This is a genomic window from Streptomyces sp. NPDC045695, from assembly GCF_056432025.1.
The window spans coordinates 95,723-113,263 of record NZ_JBWKJU010000019.1; the positions used below are offsets into that span (position 1 = coordinate 95,723).

The 17,541-nt window shown below is 73.4% G+C and carries 14 protein-coding genes; 6 read left to right on the forward strand and 8 right to left on the reverse strand.

Annotated elements, in window-relative coordinates; translation table 11 throughout:
• Positions 1–10: 10 nt before the first annotated feature.
• The 5 genes from AC07DU_RS26875 (at position 11) to AC07DU_RS26895 (ending at position 5,168) form a co-directional block, all read left to right on the forward strand.
• Positions 11–766, forward strand: coding sequence for a YveK family protein (locus AC07DU_RS26875; RefSeq protein WP_479114085.1), 756 nt, complete (start codon positions 11–13; stop codon positions 764–766).
• Complete coding sequence (locus AC07DU_RS26880; protein ID WP_479114087.1) at positions 763–2,226, forward strand: oligosaccharide flippase family protein; 1,464 nt, start codon at positions 763–765, stop codon at positions 2,224–2,226. The genes AC07DU_RS26875 and AC07DU_RS26880 overlap by 4 nt, the downstream gene beginning before the upstream one ends.
• Positions 2,223–3,308, forward strand: a complete 1,086-nt coding sequence (locus AC07DU_RS26885) for a hypothetical protein (RefSeq protein ID WP_479114089.1) — start codon at positions 2,223–2,225, stop codon at positions 3,306–3,308. Before AC07DU_RS26880 ends, AC07DU_RS26885 begins: the two co-directional genes overlap by 4 nt.
• Positions 3,309–3,323: 15 nt before the next feature.
• Positions 3,324–4,127, forward strand: coding sequence for a glycosyltransferase family 2 protein (locus tag AC07DU_RS26890; RefSeq protein WP_479114091.1), 804 nt, complete (start codon positions 3,324–3,326; stop codon positions 4,125–4,127).
• A 63-nt stretch (positions 4,128–4,190) separates the two neighbouring features.
• Complete coding sequence (locus tag AC07DU_RS26895; RefSeq protein ID WP_479114093.1) at positions 4,191–5,168, forward strand: hypothetical protein; 978 nt, start codon at positions 4,191–4,193, stop codon at positions 5,166–5,168.
• Between the two features lie 22 nt (positions 5,169–5,190).
• Here AC07DU_RS26895 and AC07DU_RS26900 read toward each other — a convergent pair whose 3' ends face one another.
• Both AC07DU_RS26900 and AC07DU_RS26905 read right to left on the reverse strand, forming a co-directional pair.
• A complete protein-coding gene (locus AC07DU_RS26900; protein ID WP_479114095.1) occupies positions 5,191–6,132 on the reverse strand; it encodes a glycosyltransferase in 942 nt (313 codons plus the stop codon).
• Positions 6,120–8,225 carry an O-antigen ligase family protein gene (locus tag AC07DU_RS26905; RefSeq protein ID WP_479114097.1) on the reverse strand — a complete coding sequence of 702 codons (2,106 nt, stop codon included), beginning with the start codon at positions 8,223–8,225 and terminating at the stop codon, positions 6,120–6,122. The genes AC07DU_RS26900 and AC07DU_RS26905 overlap by 13 nt, the downstream gene beginning before the upstream one ends.
• Before the next feature lie 74 nt (positions 8,226–8,299).
• Here AC07DU_RS26905 and AC07DU_RS26910 point away from each other — a divergent pair, with 74 nt between their 5' ends.
• The gene (locus tag AC07DU_RS26910; RefSeq protein WP_479114099.1) at positions 8,300–9,040 is read left to right on the forward strand and encodes a hypothetical protein; all 741 of its coding nucleotides are present in this window, start codon (positions 8,300–8,302) and stop codon (positions 9,038–9,040) included.
• A gap of 17 nt (positions 9,041–9,057) precedes the next feature.
• On the opposite strand, the gene AC07DU_RS26915 is transcribed toward AC07DU_RS26910, so the two are convergent.
• From AC07DU_RS26915 to AC07DU_RS26940, 6 genes are read right to left on the reverse strand one after another with little or no spacing between them, the layout of a single operon-like run.
• The gene (locus AC07DU_RS26915) at positions 9,058–10,107 is read right to left on the reverse strand and encodes a glycosyltransferase family 2 protein (RefSeq protein WP_479028074.1); all 1,050 of its coding nucleotides are present in this window, start codon (positions 10,105–10,107) and stop codon (positions 9,058–9,060) included.
• Positions 10,104–13,403 (reverse strand): DUF4082 domain-containing protein, encoded by a 3,300-nt coding sequence (locus AC07DU_RS26920; RefSeq protein WP_479114101.1) that lies wholly within the window; start codon positions 13,401–13,403, stop codon positions 10,104–10,106. The genes AC07DU_RS26915 and AC07DU_RS26920 overlap by 4 nt, the downstream gene beginning before the upstream one ends.
• 32 nt (positions 13,404–13,435) lie before the next feature.
• Positions 13,436–14,551: a DegT/DnrJ/EryC1/StrS family aminotransferase gene (locus tag AC07DU_RS26925; RefSeq protein WP_479114103.1), complete on the reverse strand. Its 1,116-nt coding sequence runs from the start codon at positions 14,549–14,551 to the stop codon at positions 13,436–13,438.
• Positions 14,548–15,327, reverse strand: a complete 780-nt coding sequence (locus AC07DU_RS26930) for a NeuD/PglB/VioB family sugar acetyltransferase (protein ID WP_479114105.1) — start codon at positions 15,325–15,327, stop codon at positions 14,548–14,550. The genes AC07DU_RS26925 and AC07DU_RS26930 overlap by 4 nt, the downstream gene beginning before the upstream one ends.
• Positions 15,324–16,511: a DegT/DnrJ/EryC1/StrS family aminotransferase gene (locus AC07DU_RS26935; protein ID WP_479114107.1), complete on the reverse strand. Its 1,188-nt coding sequence runs from the start codon at positions 16,509–16,511 to the stop codon at positions 15,324–15,326. The genes AC07DU_RS26930 and AC07DU_RS26935 overlap by 4 nt, the downstream gene beginning before the upstream one ends.
• Entirely contained in the window at positions 16,508–17,503 is a 996-nt protein-coding gene (locus AC07DU_RS26940; RefSeq protein ID WP_479114109.1) for an NAD-dependent epimerase/dehydratase family protein, read from the reverse strand. Before AC07DU_RS26940 ends, AC07DU_RS26935 begins: the two co-directional genes overlap by 4 nt.
• Positions 17,504–17,541: the final 38 nt, after the last annotated feature.

Below are 17,541 nucleotides of genomic sequence, written 5' to 3' on the forward strand. Positions count from 1 at the left end.
GGGGAAGACCATGGATCTCGCCGAGATCTGGCGGGTCATGCGCAGACGCTGGTACGTGCTGCTGCCCGGACTGCTGCTCACCGCGGCGCTGACCACGGGTGTGTACCTGCTGGTCCCGGTGCAGTACGTGTCGCAGAGCACCGTGACGCTGCTGAACTCGAAGAAGGCCACGGTGGCCTTCGACGGCAACCCCTTCCTGAGCACCCAGGCCTCGCTCACCGGCATGGCCGACGGCCTGGCCCGCAACCTCAACTCCGACGACTCCGTCGCCGACCTCAAGTCCCTGGGCGTCACCGGAACGCACGAGGCGAAGATCGCCGACAACGCCCAGGGGCCCTTCATGTGGCTGAGCGTCACCGGAACCGACCCCGCCGCCGTCCGGAGGTCGGACGAGATCTTCACCGCGTACGCGGAGAAACGGCTGCTGGAGTTCCAGACCCAGCAGTCGGTGGCACCCGAGGCCATGATCCGCATGGCCACCATCGTCCCTCCGCAGGAGCCGGAGGCGCAGACCAAGGCCAGGCTCCAGTACCTCGTCATGGCGGGCGCGCTCGGCTTCGTCCTCAGCGTGGTGGCCACCTTCTACGTCGAGGCGCGGCGCCGCCGGCCGCAGACGCCCGGCCGGCACCGGCCCGCCGCGGGCGAGGCCGCCGTACCGGGCCCGTACGATGTGGACGACGGCGGGGCGGAGACCGCCGACTCCTCGGACACCCCGCGCATGAGCGTGTCCCACGCGGCCGGTTCCGCCGCGGCCGGATCGCCGTGACGGGATCCGCGGCGGACACCGAGGCCACGCCCGCTGCGACGCCGCCCTCGCTGGGACGCAAGGTCGGCTCCGCCGCCAAGTGGAGCCTGGTCAACACGGTCGTCATGCGGCTCGGCAACTTCGCCACCGGCATCGTCCTGGCCCGCTTCTTCCTCGGACCCGAGGCCTGGGGCGTGTACGGGATCGCCCAGACGGTCCTGCTGGTCCTGCTCTCCGCGAACGAGCTCGGCGTCTCGCTGGCCATCGTGCGCTGGGAGGGCGACCCGCGCCGCTTCGCCCCGACCGTCCTCACCCTGAGCGCGGTCTCCAGCCTCCTGCTGTACGCGGCGCTGTTCGCCACGGCGCCCGCGGTGGCCGGCGTGCTCGGCTCGCCCGAGGCCTCCGGGGTCCTGCGGGTGATGTGCCTGTGCGTGGTCCTCGACGGGCTGTCCCAGGTCCCCGCGGGCTTCCTCACCCGGGAGTTCGCGCAGGGCCGGCGGATGGCGGTCGACGCGCTCAACTTCACCCTCAGCACCGGCGTGACCCTGCTGCTGGCCGTCGACGGCTGGGGCGCCATGAGCTTCGCCTGGGGTTCCGTCGCCGGCAACGTGGCCGCCCTGATCGGCTGCTCCCTGGCCGCCCCCGGCACCCTGAGGTTCGGCTGGGACGGCGAACAGGCCCGGGCGCTGCTGCGGTTCGGTCTCCCGCTCGCCGGGGCCAGCCTGCTGGCGCTGGGCGTCGTCAACGTGGACACCATGGTCGTGGGTTCGGCCCTGGACCCGCTGGCCCTCGGCTTCTACGTGCTCGCCTTCAACATCTCCGGCTGGCCCGTCCGCATCATCTCCGAAGCCGCCCGACGGGTCTCCTTCGCGGGCTTCTCCCGCCTGGCCGACTCGCCGCAGGCGCTGGCCGCCGGCTTCGGCCGGGCCCTCGGCGTCGTGGTGACGGCCACCGTCCCGCTCTGCGTCCTGCTGGCCGCCCTCGCCGCGCCGATCGTCGACCTCGTCTACGGCGAGCGCTGGCTGCCCGCCGCCCGCGCGCTGCCCTGGCTGATGGCCCTCGGCCTGGTCCGCATCGGCTGCGAACTGGCCTACGACTGCCTCGTGGCGATCGGCCGGCGCCGCTCGCTCATAGCGGTCCAGGGGCTGTGGCTCCTCGTCCTGATCCCCGCCCTCGTGGCCGGCGCCCGTACCGGCGGGATCGTCGGGGTGGCCCAGGGCCACGTCCTGGTCGCCGGCGCCGTCGTGGTGCCGGTGTTCCTCCTCGCCCTGCACCGCGGGGGCGTCGGCCTGGGCACGGTCGCACGGGCCTGCGCCTGGCCCCTCCTCGGCGGAGCGGTGATGGGCGCGGCGGTCCTCGGGCTGGAGCGCGCCCTCGGTGACGGCGTAGTCGCGCTCCTCACGACCGGCCTCGCCGCGACCCTCCTCTACGGGGTGTGCGTGCTGCCCGCGCGCGGTCTGCTGCGGGGTGCGCGGACGTGAGCCGGGACCGCAGGCGCAGGGCCGCCCGGCTGCTCACCGGGGTGCTGGCGGCCGTCGTACTCCTCCTGTGCCTGCCGGGCCCCACGGGGGTGAGCGAGCGCGTGGACGCGCCCTCCGCGACCCCGTCCGCCACCCTCCCGGGGACGGGCACCCCCGGACCCACGGCCCCCGCGAGCCCCACCGGCCCCCCGGGCACACCTTCCGCGGCCCCCTCCCCGGCGCCCTCGACGGGCGCGGGCGAAGCGTCGCCGGGCACCCTCGCCTGCGCCTCGCCCGGGGCCTGCGGATTCCCCGACGCGAGCACCACCGGCCCCCGGACCGCCCTGGAGCGGCACGACACCGGGAACATGTCCGTCAAGAAGGACGGCACCGTCATCAAGGGCTGGGACGTCCACGGCTCCCTGGACGTCTACGCCAACGACGTCACCGTCATCGACAGCAGGATCACCTCGGCCAACTGGTGGGGGATCAACCTGCGGCCCGGCTTCAGCGGACTGAAGGTCCTGCACACCTCCATCACCGCCGTGCCCGGCAAGGGCCCGGACAACGGAGGGGTGAACTACGCGGTCTCGAACATGGGCGGCAGCTCCATCGAGGTCGGCTGGTGCGACATCTCGGTGTTCGGCAACGCCCTGTCCATGGGCCAAGGGGACCTGCACGACAACTACGTCCACGACATCGTCGCCTTCCGCAACCAGGGCGGCGAATGGCAGCACACCGACGCCGTCATCAGTGGAGGCGGCAACAAGGGCCGCCTCGCCCTGCGCCACAACACCCTGCTGAACTCGACCCCGGTGGACCGCGGAGCCACTGCGGCCGTGGGCCTGTTCGCCGACACCGGGGCCGTCTCCTCCGTCGTCGTCGACGGCAACTGGCTGGCCGGGGGAGCGTACGCCCTCTACGGCGGCGGCCCCGGAGCCACCGGCATCGAGGTGACGGACAACGTCTTCTCCACCCAGTACCACCCGGGCGGCGGAGCCTACGGCCCGGTCGCCGCCTGGAACGCGGGCGGCGCCGGGAACGTGTGGCGGGGCAACCGCATGTCCGACGGCAGGCCCGTCACCCCCGAACCCACCGGCTGAGAAGGCGAGTCCACCATGTCCCGGATCGCGCGGGCCCCCTGGGAACTGCTCAAGCGGACCTTCGGCTGGCTGGTCCTCTTCGAGGCCCGGAACAAGATCCTGCTGGCCCCCACGGCCGTACGGCTGCGGTCCTTCGAGGGCGCGGAGACGGCCCGGCTGGGCGCCGCCCTGGGCCGGCCCCCGACGGCCCTGGTCGCCACCGTGATCGCCACCCACCGGCGCCCCGAGGCCCTGCGCGCGGCGGTCCGCTCGGCGCTGGACCAGACCGTCACCGACCAGGTCGTCATCGTCGTCGACGACGGCGCCGGACTGGGCGAACTACCCGAAGACCCACGGCTGTTCGCAGTGTCCCTCGCCCGCAACACGGCGACGGCCGGCGTCGTGCGCAACGTCGGGATCCGGCTGACGAGATCGCGGTACGTGGCCTTCCTCGACGACGACAACCTCTGGGAGCCCGACCACCTGGCCCAGGCCCTCGCGGCGCTGGAGCCGCCCGGCGGGCCCGACGCCGTCTACACCGCACTGCGCAGGGTGCTGCCCGACGGCCGCGAGAGGGACGTCCTGTCGGTGCCCTTCGACCGCCGGCGCGCCGCCCACGAGGCCTTCCTCGACACCAACGCCTTCGTCGCGCGCCGCAACCGCTCCCTGTACTTCAGCCGACTGCGCCGCACCCCCGAGGTGCTGCCCCGCGAGGACTGGGAGCTGGTGCGCCGCTACAGCCGCCGCCACGAGGTGCGCCACCTGCCCCGGGTCACCGTGCGCTACCTGGTCAACCCGGAGAGCTTCTGGACCGCCTGGGAGGGCCCCGGCGCCGCGTAGCGCCGGCGGGAAGGGTGCCTACGCTGGAAGGGGCTCGCCCATCGTCTCCAGCGAGGAAGACCGATGACCACGAAGCGCACCGCCACCAGGAAGAGCACCGCCACCGCTGTCGCCGTCGCCGCCGTGTGCCTGCTGTCCGGATACGCCCACGCGCCGGCCCCGGACGCCGGTTCCTGTCCGACCTCGCCGGCGGACAGCTTCTGGCGGGCGCCCGTGGACGCGCTTCCCGTGCACCCGCGCTCCGCCCAGTACGTCGCGTCGATCGGTGCGGAGGCACCCCTGCACCCGGACTTCGGGTCGGGGCTCAGCGACGGCCGGCCCTTCGGCATCCCCATCACGGTCTCGGACGCGCAGGTGCCGGAATCGACGGTCACCCTGGACTACGCCGAGGAAAGCGAGACCTCCGGGTACCGCATCCCGCAGAACGCGAAGATCGAGAACGGTCCGGCGAGCGACGGGGACCGGCACGTGGTGGTGTGGGACCGCGCCCTGTGCAAGTCCTACGAACTCTGGGACGCCCACCCGCAGGGCGGCAACGCCTGGCACGCCGGCTCGGGCGCGGTCTTCGACCTGCGGAGCAACCGGCTGCGCCCCGACGGGTGGACCTCGGCGGACGCCGCCGGTCTCGCCATCCTCCCCGGTCTGGTGCGCCCCGACGAGGCGGCGAGCGGGCGGATCGACCACGCGATCCGCATCACCGTGCCCCGCTCGGACCAGAGCTACGTCTGGCCGGCACGGCACCAGGCGGGCTCCGCGGCGGACCCGTCGCTGCCGCCGATGGGCCTGCGGTTGCGCCTCAAGGGCGCGGTGGACACCTCCCGGCTGCCCGCGCAGGCGAAGGCCGTGGCCGAGGCGCTCAAGACGTACGGAGCCATCGTGGCGGACAACGGCTCGGCCTGGTTCCTCTCCGGTGAGGAGAACGCCGCCTGGGACAACGCGCAGCTCGACGCCCTCAAGGGCTTCCAGGGATCGGACTTCGAGGCGGTCGACGCCTCCGGACTCATGCGGTCGCCGGACTCGGGCGCGGTCGCGCCCAGGTGACCGCGCGCCGGAACACCACCTCCTACGGCCCCGGCGTGGCGCGCAGCGCGGACGGGCTGGCCAGGGCCTTCGCGGCCGCCGCGCTGGCCGGTCGGCCGAGTACGGCCCGCGAGGTCTCGCGCAGCAGAACGGCCGCGCGGAAGGCGGCGGTGGCGGCGGCTCCGTGCCGACGCCCGTAGAGCCGTACGCGGTTGAGGGTCAGCAGGGACCACAGACGCGGCGAGACCCGCGAGTCCCCGCCGAGGTGGATGGCGGCGGCCGCGGGCTCCAGCCGGGTCAGGAAGCCGCGGTCGCGGGCCCGCAGACAGTACTCGGTCTCCTCCGAGTAGAGGAAGAACGACTCGTCCCAGGCCCCGCACGCCTCCAGGCACTCCCGGGACAGCGCCATCAGCGCGCCCGTCGCCCAGTCCACGACCGTCGCCCGCCCGTACGCGGCCGGGTCGGTGACCAGTTCGCTCCAGCGCGGGAAACGCCCGGCCCGGCGATTGCCCAGCACCGCCTCGCCGAGCGCCCGGGCCACGCTCGGCTCGCGGCGCAGCGAGTGCACGGGGGCACGGCCGCCCTCCTCGTAGAGCAGCGGGACGCTGATGCCCACCCGGCCGCCGCCCGGCGGGTGGGCGTCGAGCGCGTCCACGAGCAGCTCGGCGCAGCCGCGCCGCATCCGGATGTCCGGATTGCACACCAGGACCGCCCGGAAGCCGCCCTCCCACCCGGCGGCGGCGCCGAGGGCGGCGTTCACCCCGGCCGCGTAGCCGGCGTTGCGGCCGGTCTGCACCACGGTGGCGTCCGGGGCCAGGGAGCGGACCAGGTCCACGGTGCCGTCGGCCGAGTCGTTGTCGGCGACGACCAGGCGCCAGTCGAGCCCGGCCATGCCCTCGGGCAGGGAGGCGAGGAACTCCGGGAGCACCGGGGCGCTGTTCCAGGTGACGACGAGGACGGCTACGGGGCCGGCTACGGCGCCCACTGCCCGAGAACGGGCCGGGGAGGCCGGGACGCGGGCACGGTGGTCGGACGGCATGGGGACTCCACGGTTGCGGGCGTCGGCGTCGGCGTCGGCGTCGGCGTCGGTGTCGGTGTCGGTGTGGGCGTGCGCGTGGGCGTGGGCGTCAGCGCCGCGCGCCGGATGAAGCCGAGGCAGCTGCCTCCGGCGGCGATCGTCAGGAAGAACATCCCGGCGAACATCGGGAAGCTGAGGGCGTCGAAGGTGGCGCTGATGACCAGGGAGACGAGGGCCGAGGCGAAGAACGCCTGGCCCAGCTCCCGGTCCGACTCGGTGCGGGCCAGCCTGCGCACCGCGCCGCCCTGGTGCACGCCCGTGAAGAGGAGGACCAGCAGCGCGATCAGCCCCACCAGGCCCATCTCGGCCAGCGTCAGCATGTACTGGTTGTCGGTGAAGAAGAACAGCTCGGGCAGGAAGGTCCCGAAGCCCCGCCCGAGCAGGGGGCGTTCGTCGAGGTAGGGGACGATCGCGCTGTACTTCACGGTGCGCGCCTGGGTACTGCTGTCGGAGTTCGTCAGGAAGGAGCCGAACAGCGTGGTGATGGTGCCGATCAGCCCGGGGACGATGACCTTGAAGCAGGCCACCGAGCCCATCAGCAGACCGATCGCCGTCCACCGCCGCTGCGGCTTCCAGCGCGGCACCATCACCAGGACGACGATGAGCGCCCCGATGATGGAGGTCCGCGACACCGTCAGCGGCAGGGCGCCCCCCATCAGAACCACCGGCCCCCACCGGCGCAGCGCGCCCAGGTGCCGGCGTACCGGATCGAAGGCCTGCTGCACGGCGAAGGGGAGCAGGATGGCGAGCATCCCGCCGAACTCCAGGGGCTGGGCCGTGGTGGAGCGGGGGCGGGTGAAGGAGCCGCGGTCCAGCGTGGTGATCTGGGCGACGCTCGACTTGAGTCCCGGGATGCTGATCTCGTCGGCGATGTTCGTCGCGGTGAAGAAGTCGTAGTAGCCGATGGCGGCCACCACCGCCCCCATCACGACGGCCCGGCGCAGCAGTACGTCGAGCCGGGCCCGGTCCTGGATCCCGGCGGACACCAGCACCACCAGCGCGACCCAGACGAGCAGCGCGATCAGGCCGCGGTCGGCCCCCAGCACCTCCTTGCGCGAGCTGCCGCGGGTCGCGTTCGCGAGGTACGACGCCAGCACGGAGAAGGCCAGCAGGCACATCACCACCCGGGGCAGCCGGGTGCCGGGCGCCGGGCGGATCCGTCCGGTGAGCCAGGCCGCCAGGTACCAGAACAGGCCGAGCAGGGCGAACACGTTGGCCGGTGTCCCCACACCGCCCAGCCCCGGCAGGGTCAGGTTCGACGGGATGAAGAAGGCCAGCGCCAGGTATCCGGTGAGCACCGCGGTGGCGTCCAGCTGTCGGCCCCGCGGCCTCCTGTGCGGGCGCTCCCGGCGCGAGCCGGCCGCGGCCGCGGCCGCCGCCGCGCGCCTGCGGCTGCGGACCGCCAGCAGGGTCTCCGTGAGGAAGGAGAGGACGAAGGCGGCCGTGGTGCCCAGGATGACGACGCCCAGCACCTGCTGGTAGCGGCTCTTGAGCTGTGGCACCGGGGTCTGCGGTAGCACCACCGGCGCGCTCTGCACGAAGTACGCCGGCTCGACCTCGGCTGCGGCCTGAAGTGCGGTGAGCTGCTCCCCTGCGAAGGCGGTCAGCTTGTTCGTCTCGTCGAGCACCTTCGCCCGGTCGGTCCCGGTGACGGTCAGCGTCAGCATCGGCCCCGAGGTGTTGGCGGCGAACCCGACCGTATAGGGGTCGCTCACGCCGATGCCGTGCAGGTCCCGCGCCGCGTCGGTCCCCGACAGCGTCCTGATCAGTACGTCGGCGGTCACGACCAGCGAACCGCCGGCGTTCGAGAGGGGGTTGCCGAAGGCGGGGGCCAGTTCGGCCACCGCCGTGGAGTCGAGCAGCGCCACCGAACTCTGGGACTGGTACGCCACCGGCACCGACCGGTACAGGTGCGCGCCCGCGAGCAGACTGATCAGGGTCAGGGGCACCATCACGTACCAGCGGCGGCGCAGCACCGCGAATATCTCACCGATGCTCACGAACGCCCCCCGCGCCAGGGCTCGTTGAGGGCCGGTTTGACGGCGGGCCTACCCGCCTCCTGGGAGGATCGGTCATGACGGAAGGAATCCCCGTGTCGCCTGGTGAGTTGGTCCGCGCGCTGCGTCGGCGCTGGTACGTCCTGGTCGTGGCGGCCCTGCTCGCGGCCGTCGGAGCCCAGCTGGTGCTCCACCCCACCCGGACGTACCTGAGCACGGCGATCGTGGTCCTCAAACCACCGGTGACCGGCAACCAGCCGAACCAGCTCGCCAATCTCCAGCCGCCGCTCGCCGCCGTCTCCTACGCGGCGGTGCGACAGCTGGAATCGCCCGCCGGGGCGGACGAGCTCGCCGCGGCCGGAGTCCACGGCACCTACCGGCTCATCCCGCGCAACAGCGGGACCAGCGTCACCCCGCGCTACCTGATCCCCTCCTTGCAGATCCAGGCGGAGCAGTCCGACCCGGCCGCGGCGGACACGGCCGTACGGAAGATCATCGAGCTCTACACGAAGCACCTGTCGGACCTGCAGACGCAGCAGGAGATCCCCGAGCGCGCGCGGATGAGCGTGACCCTGCTGGTGGCGCCCACCGCGGTCGCGCAGACCGGCACCAAGAGCAGGGCACTGGCCGGGGCGGCGCTGCTGGCCGCCGTCGCCGGTGTGGCGGCGGCCCTGTGGACCGATCAGGTCCTGAAGCGCCGCGCCCGGCGCCGGCGCGCCGATGCCACCGCCGATGCCGCCACCGCCGCCGCCGACGCAGGCGCGGGTCCCACGGACGCCGGCGAGGCGCACGCGCCCCTCGCCGGGGCGTCCCGCTGAGGACGGGCGAGCGTCCATCAGATCCCTCGGCGCTTCCAGGACCGCCACCAGAGCCACTCGCGGCCCCGGTCCACGACGGCCGAGAGCACCAGCGGCTGGAGGTACGGCATGACGCGCGCACCGATGCGCCGGCGCCTGCGCAGCGCCCGGTACTCGGCCAGCGAGGTGTAGCCACCGGGCAGGCACTCGGCGGCGAACTCCACCAGCTCCTCGACCGGGACCACCGCCGTGCGCCCCCGGTCGTACGCGCGGTAGGCGCGCCGCAGCGCGTACCGGGCGAGCCGGGTGCGCGCGTCCTGCGCGAGCCGGCCCGGATCCGGCAGGAGGCCGGCGCACTTCTCCAGGACCGAGTCGAAGGCGACGAGGCGCTGACGCAGGTCGTCGAGCTGCCCGCCGAAGTCGGTGGTGGACATGTTGCCGCCGTGGACGCGGTAGAAGGCCTGGTCGGCGCCGCTGACGTAGCCCACGTCGGCGTGCGCCGCGAGCCGCATCCACATCTCGATGTCCCCGGCGTGCGGCAGCTGCGGATCGTAGCCCCCGACCTTGCGCTGGAGGCTGGTGCGCACGACCACCTCCGGTGAGGTGATGCAGCCGGTGCCCTCCCGGAACCGCCGCTCCAGCCACCACTGTCCCGGGTAGACGACCGACCCGGTGCTGCGGGTACGGGCCGCGGGCAGCGGCCCGCCGTGCCGGAAGCGAAGCGGCCGGCCGTAGCAGAAGCCCGCCCGCGGATGCGCGTCCAGCAGGGCCGCGGCGCGCACCAGGGCCCCCGGAACCAGCCGGTCGTCCGCCGAGAGCAGGGCGACGTAATCGCCGTCGGCCCACTCCAGCAGCCCCTCGTTGTAGGTGGCGATGTGGCCCTGGTTGCGCTCGTGGACCCGCACCTCGATCCGCGGGTCCGCGGCCGCCAGGGCCCGGGCGACGGCCGCGGAGTCGTCCGGCGAGGCGTCGTCGATGATCAGCACCCGGACGTCGACGCCCTCCTGCTCGTCCAGGACGCTCTTGACGCAGTCGGCCAGGAAGTGGCCGTACTTGTAGCAGGGGATCACCACGCTGACGGTGCTCACGGGCCGGTCACCTCCGAGGAGTCGGCCGACGGGGCGGCGGAGGGCGGGGTGGTGGTGAAGAGCGGCCCCACCCAGTAGTTCACCGAACCGAAGGTGTTCGCGGGGAAGGCCGTGGCCGCCCCGTACTTGTAGAGCCCGTTACCGGCGCCGGCGCCGCCGTCGGCCGGTGCCACCAGCGGGTAGGAGCGGTGCGCGCCGGTGAAGTAGCCGCCGTCCACGGAGTAGTTGCCGTTCGGCGCGTGGTAGGAGGCCACGTACGAGGTGCCCGCCGTGATCGGCACGGGGGAGGCGAACTGGAGCCGTTGCCAGCCCGTCAGCGTCTCGCTGCCGAAGGTGCCGGTGGCCAGCAGCGTGCCGCCGGCGGACCACAGGCTGCCGGTGTGGGTGCCCGTGTTGCCGGGGCCCTTGTAGAAGGTGACGCCGGTGACGTAGCCGTTCACCGCGGACTGGAAACGGGTGCCCAGCTCGACCGAGTTGGCGTCGTCGCCCACATTGGCGGTGCTCGGCGTCGCGGCGGCGCTCCACAGGCCACACGGGCAGTTCACCGTCGGGGGGCTCGCGCTGGTGGTGAAGTTCCATGTGACCGGCGCGGCCATGGCGTTGCCCCACAGGTCGGAGGCCTGCACGGACGCCGTGTAGGTGATGCTCAGCGCCAGCTCGCTGGACGGGGTGAAGGTGGCGCTGTTCGAGGAGCCGAGGACCTTGGTGCCCGGCACGGCGGCGCCGCCGGAGTCCTTCAGGGTGAACAGCAGGGAGTCCGCGTCGACGGCGCCGCTGAAGGTGGCCGTGAGCGCCGCGGTGATCGCGGTGCCGGTCGCCGCGGACTGCGGCGAGGTCGAGGTGACGGCGGGCGGTGTCGTGCTCGCGGTGGCGGTGTCCAGGACGGCGTCCACCCAGTAGTTGCTGCCGGAGGAGGCGGTGGCGGGGAATCCGCCCGTGGCGCCGTAGCGGTAGACGCCGTTGCCGCCGTCGGTGCCGCTCTTCAGCGCCGTGAGCGGGGCCAGCCCCGCGTCGCTCCCCGCGAAGGTGGTGTCGAAGGAGTAGCCGCCGTGAGGGGCGAAGTAGGAGGCGATGTAGGTGGTGTTCGCCTTGACCGGCACGGGGGAGGAGAAGTTCAGCTGCTGCCAGCCGGAGGCCGTCTCGTTGGTGAAGGTGCCGGTGGCCAGCCGCTGGCCGGTGCTGCTCCACAGGCTGCCCGTGTGGGTACCGGTGTTGGCGGGTGACTTGTAGAAGCGGACACCGGTGATCGAACCGGGCGCCGAGGAGCGGATCTTCGCGCCGAGCTCGACGGCGCTGCCGTCACCGGCGTTGACGGTGCCGGGCACGGCCGCCGCCGGCCAGACGGTGCAGGGGCACTGCTGGGGTCCGACGGTCAGCGCCACCGTGGTGGTGGCGCCGATGTTGACGCTGTCGTCCACCGCGCGCACCTTGATCTGCGCCGGGCCCGGGGCGGTCGGGGTCCACGTGTAGCTCCAGGAGCCGAGGCCCGTGGCCGCCTTCCAGGTGGTCCCGCCGTCGGTGGACACCTCCACGCGGGCCACCACGCCGCCGCCCGTGTCGGCCGCCGTACCGGTGATCGTGACGGGCCGCAGCGCGGGCACGGTGGCGTTCGCCGCCGGACTCGCGACCGTGACGGCCGGTCCGGCCGTATCGGTGGAGGCGCTCGCCGGGACGAGCACGGACTGCAGGGACCTGGGCTGGACGCCCATGTCGGCGAACACGTTCACCGTGGCCTGCTGCATCCGCTTGTCCTCGGTGACCACCGCGTCGTCCGGACTGCCGACGGGCATGTTGGTCAGGCCCCAGGACCACTGCACGGTGCCCGCGCCGAACACCAGCGCGCCCGAGGTCTGGTCCCGGAAGGCGACCAGGCTGTGCGTCGCGGTGCCGTTGCCGTAGGTGTTCCCGTAGTCGAGCAGGAGCTTGCCGTCGTCGATGTCCACCGTGGTGGAGGACATCCGGATCTGCCCGGCGGGCCGGGTCGCGTTCTCCACGTCGCTGTCCCACTCGTAGCCGAGCGTTCCGACGGGGAACGTGGCGGTCTGGGAGGGGGTGAGGTTCGCGACCGTGGTGCCCCGCCACAGCCGCAGCTTGGCGAAGGAGCCCGGCACGGTGATCGCGTCGCTGCGGTAGCCGTTGACGCTGAACATCGAGCCGGTCAGCTGGTTCTGCGGCTGGAAGGGCCGCCCGCCGGTGGCGCTGGCCGGGTCCATGAAAGTGCCCGTCCAGACCCCGCTCGGGTCGGGGACGCCGTTGGGCTGCGGGAAGGACAGCTTGGTCTCCTTGTAGGAGACCAGCGTCCGGTCGGCGGTGGAGGTGCCGTCGATGCTCGGGGCGAGGCGGGTCTTCCAGAAGACCTCGTTGCCGCTGAAGTACGTCTGGTGGACCCCGGCCCTGCGCGCGTTCAGCGCGTTCGTGAACTGCTCCTGGGTCCAGTACTCGTCGTGTCCCGAGGACATGAACACCTTGTGGTTCGCGAGCTGCGCACCGCGGGTGGACACGTCGATGCCGGACATGTAGCTCACGTCGTAGCCGTTGCGCTCCAGCCAGGAGACCATCTGGAACTCGGACCCGTAGATCCCGTTGTCCCCGCCGATGTCCATGGGCCGGTTGTAACTGACCTCGTACGCCCGCCCGTCCGGGGCGGGCCCGCCGCCGTCGTAGAGGTCCTGGCCGCCGTAGTCGTTGTACGCCTGCCAGGTCTGGTCGCTGGTCTGCACCACGATGTCGGAGTGGCTGGAGTCGTCGCGCACCACGAACGGGTAGGGCATCACGCCGTTGCCGTCCGCCTGGTCGAAGTTGACCACGTACAGGCCGGAGACCGCGTCGGACGGCACGGTCCAGGTGGCCGTGACCGGCCAGTTGCCGCAGTCGACCAGGCCGGTGGAGGCCTTGGTGGCGCAGCTGCGCGGGTGACCGCCCGGCAGGACGTTCGCCGGGTACGTCTGGGCGGCCTGGGCCGCGGTCGACTGGAGGCGGGCCCCGTCCCCCGCGTAGTGGCCGAGGCGGAAGACCGAGACGCGGTACGGCGTCGGTGACTGGATCTTGAACTGCACGGTGTCGCCGGGCCGGACGCTCGTCCGGGCCGGGAAACCCTTGATGTCGCCGTACGCGCTGGGTGCGAACCAGTCGGACATGGGCGTCCCCGGCTTGGAGTTCTCGCACACGATCGCGTTCGTACCGGGACCGCAGGGGTCGGCGGCACCGGCCACCGAGGCCGGCGGGAGGACCGTGGCCATCAGGGCCGCGATCACGGTGAAGAGTCCGTACCGGAGCAGCCTTGTCCGTCTGTTCATCTGGACCTCATTGGTTTCGCGTCAACAGGGCGTCAGCGCAGGGCGTCGGCGAGCGTGTCCACGACCCGCTTCTGCTGAGCGGAGGTGATCTGCGGGAAGAGGGGGAGGGAGAGCATCCGGTCCGCGGCCCGCTCGGCGTGCGGGAAGGCCCCGCGGCCGTGGCCGAGGTGGGAGAAGGCCGGCGTGAGGTGGACCGGGGCCGGATAGTGCACCCCCGCGCCGATGCCCTCCGCGTTGAGCTTGCCGACGACGGCGTCGCGGTCCGCGCCCGCCACCCGCACGACGTACAGGTGCCACACGTGCACGTTTCCCCCCGCGGTGACCGGCAGGGTCAGGCGTCCGGCCGCCGCCCATGGGCCCAGCAGCTCGTCGTACCGGGCGGCGGCGGCCCGGCGGGCCGCGTTCCCCTCGGCCAGCCGGGCCAGCTTCGCCCGCAGGACCACGGCCTGGAGACCGTCCAGCCGGCTGTTGAACCCGGCGACGTCGTGGCGGTACTTGGCGACGCCGCCGTGATTGGCGAGGGCCCGCACCAGATCGGCGCTCTCCTCGTCGTCGGTCACCACCGCGCCCGCGTCCCCGTACGCGCCCAGGTTCTTGCCCGGGTAGAAGCTGGTCGCGGCGATCCCGCCGCTGCCGGGGGAGCGGCCGTGCCGGGTCGCGCCCTGGCTCTGCGCCGCGTCCTCGACGACCTTGACGTGCGGCGGAAGGTGCGCGGCCAGCTCCGCGGTGGCGGCGCACTGCCCGTACAGGTGGACCGGGACCACCGCGCGGGTGGCCTTGCCGACCGCGTCCAGCGCGGCCTGCGGGTCCATCAGCAAAGTGTCGGGGAGGCAGTCGACCAGCACCGGCCGGGCCCCGATCCGGGCCACGGCGCCCGCGGTGGCGATGAAGGTGTTGGCGGGCAGCACCACCTCGTCACCGGCGCCGACCCCACTGGCGCGCAGGGCCAGTTCGAGGGCGTCGGTGCCGTTTGCCACGCCCACGCAGTGCCCGACCCCGGCGAAGGCGGCGTACTCGCGCTCGAACGCCCGGACCTCCTCACCGCCGATGAACGCGGTGCCGGCGAGGACACGGTCGAATCCGGCCCGTACCTCCCCTGCCACCTCGGCGTGCGCCGCCTTCAGGTCGACGAGCGGTATCTGGTTCATCTGACTCGGCTCTCCATCCGTGTCTCCGGCCGCAGGCCGGTCGTCTGCCCGTCGGTCCGCAGCCCGTCTGCCCGCAGCTCGTCGAGCGCAGGACCGTCCGCCGCGCGCAGCCGGCGGGCCGGGCTGCCGGCCCAGACCTCGCCCGGCGGTACGTCCCCGAGGACCGTGCTCCCCATCCCGGTCAGCGACCAGGCGCCGACCCGGGCGTACTCGCGGACCAGCGATCCCGCGCCCACGTAGGCGCCCCGCCCCAGCCGCACCCCGCCGCCGAGCCGTACGCCCGAGGCGAGCGTCGCGAAGTCCCCGACCGCGTCGTCGTGGGTGAGGACCACCTGCGGCATCACCGCCACGTGGGACCCGACCCGGACGGCGGCGGTCAGCACGCAGTGCGCGAGCAGCACCGAGCCGGTGCCGAGCGTCGAGGACCCCGACACGACGGCCGTGGGGTGGACCACCGTCGCGTACCGGGCCGCGGGCAGTCCCAGGCGCCGCACCAGCCGGGCCCGTACGGCGTAGTCCCGCGGGCTGCCCACGCACACCACCACCCGGGCGGCCGCCCGTTCGTGCACCAGCTCGCAGCCGCCCAGTACCACCGCCCCGTCCACGTCCCGGCCGTGCAGGGCGGGGTCGTCGTCGAGGTGGCCGGCGAGCCGCCACCGTGCGGGGCGGCCGCGCGCGACGTCCGCGGCGGCCACGTCCCGCACGGCCTGGGCGGTCTCCCGGGCGAACCCGCCCGCGCCGACGACCAGTAGGTCCTCGGTCAGGGGGGTGTTCATCCGCCCGCCTGGTCCCGCAGCACGGCCACCACCCGGTCCTGCTGGGCCTCGGTCATGGTGTGGAACAGCGGCAGGATCAGGGAGTCGCGGCTGATCCGCTCGGTCACCGGCAGCGGGGCCGCGCCGTGGCCCGCGTAGGCCGGCTCCAGGTGCGAGGCCATGATCCCGCGCCGGGCCGAGATCCCCGCCGCGCCGAGCACCGCGAGCAGCTCGTCCCGGCCGACGGGGAAGTCCCGGGACAGCAGCACCCAGTAAGACTGGAAGTTGCCCCGCCCGTGGGCGGGATCGCGGACCGGACGTACGCCCGGGACCTCCCGCAGCAGCTGCGCGTACCGGGCGGCGAGCGCCCGCCGCCGGGCCACGATCGCGTCCAGCTTGCCGAGTTGGACCAGGCCGACCGCCGCCTGGATGTCGGTCATCCGGTAGTTGTAGCCGACCTCCAGATAGCTTTCGACGATCGGCTTGGCGCTCGCGTGCCGCTGCGCGGCGGACACGTTCATGCCGTGCTCGCGCAGCCGGCGCAGCCGCTCGGCCCACCGGGCGTCGTCGGTGGTCAGCATGCCGCCCTCACCGGTGGTGATCACCTTGCGGGGGTGGAAGGACCAGGCGGCGAGCAGGGCGCCGTGGCCGACGGACTTGCCGCCGACCGTCGCGCCGATCCCGCAGGCGGCGTCCTCCACCAGCGCGAGGTCCCAGTCGGCGCAGGCCGCGCGCAGCGCGTGCACGTCCGCGGGCACCCCGCCCTGGTGGACGGCGAGCACCGCCTTCGTACGGGGCGTGCGGACGGCGTCGACGGTGGCCGGCGTCAGGTTGCCGGTGGCCTCCTCGACGTCCGCGAACACCGGCCGCGCCCCCACGTAGCGCACCGTGTTGGCCGTGGCGATGAAGGACAGCGAGGGGACGACCACCTCGTCGCCCGGACCGAGGTCCAGGGCGATCAGCGCCAGGTGGAGGGCGGTGGTGCACGAACTCAACGCGATGCCGTGCTCGGCGCCCACGCGCTCTGCGAAGGCCTGCTCGAACGCGGCGACCCGCGGACCCTGGGCGACCCAGCCGGAGAGCACCGCGCCGGCGGCGGCCTCGGCCTCCTCCTCACCCAGCCACGGCACCATGACCGGCATCCGGGCCGGCGGTACCGGATCCTGCGGTACGGGGTCCTGCGGTGCGAGACCCTGCGCACTCATCGGCCGGCCTCCCCGGCGGCCTCGTGGGCGGCGCGCTCGGCCCGCCACCAGTCGACCAGGTCCCGCAGCCCCGCGCGCAGGTCGATCCGCGCCGTGAAGCCGAGGCGCGCCGCGGCCGCCGAGGTGTCCGCGAGCCGGCGGGTCACCCCGTTCACGGTGCGGGCCGGACCGTGCTCCGGGACCAGGCCGTCCGCGCCCATGGCCGCCAGCAGGCCGTTCGCCAGCTCCAGCAGGCTCGTCTCGGTTCCGCTCGCCACGTTGAACACCTCGTCGGTCACATCCGACTCGGCGGCCAGCAGATTGGCCCGCGCGATGTCCCGGACGTGGACGAAGTCCATGGTCTGGGTGCCGTCGCCGAGGATCAGCGGCGGCTCGCCCGCGGCGATCCGCTCCATCCAGCGGATCAGCACCTCGGTGTAGAGCCCGTGGATGTCCATCCGGGGCCCGTACACGTTGAAGTAGCGCAGCGCGACGTAGTCCAGCCCGTACATCGCGTGGAAGCTGCGCAGCACGCCCTCGTTGAAGGCCTTCGCCGCCCCGTAGAAGGTGTCGTTGTGGTACGGGTGGTGGCGCTCGCCGGTCGGGAAGGCCTCGGCCAGCCCGTACACCGAGGCCGAGGACGAGGCGATCACCTTGCCCACCCCGGCGGCGGCCGCGGCCTCCACCACGTTGAAGGTGCCGTCCACCATCACCTCGTTCGCCAGCCGCGGCTCCTGCGCGCACTGGGTGATCCGGATGGCGGCGAGGTGGAACACCAGGTCGGCGCCCTCGGTCGCCTTGCGCACGGCGGTGACGTCGCGGATGTCGCCCTCGACGACCTCCACCACCCCGCTCGGCAGGGCGCGCGCCAGGTTGGCGGTCCGTCCCCGCACGAAGTTGTCGAGCACCACGACCTCGCGTGCCCCGTGGTCCACCAGCAGGTCCACCACGTGCGAGCCGATGGTGCCCGCCCCGCCGGTGACCAGAATCCTCTTGCCTCGTACGCTGCTCAACGCCCTGCCCCCACTGAGTCGTCCGTCGTCGTGCGTGC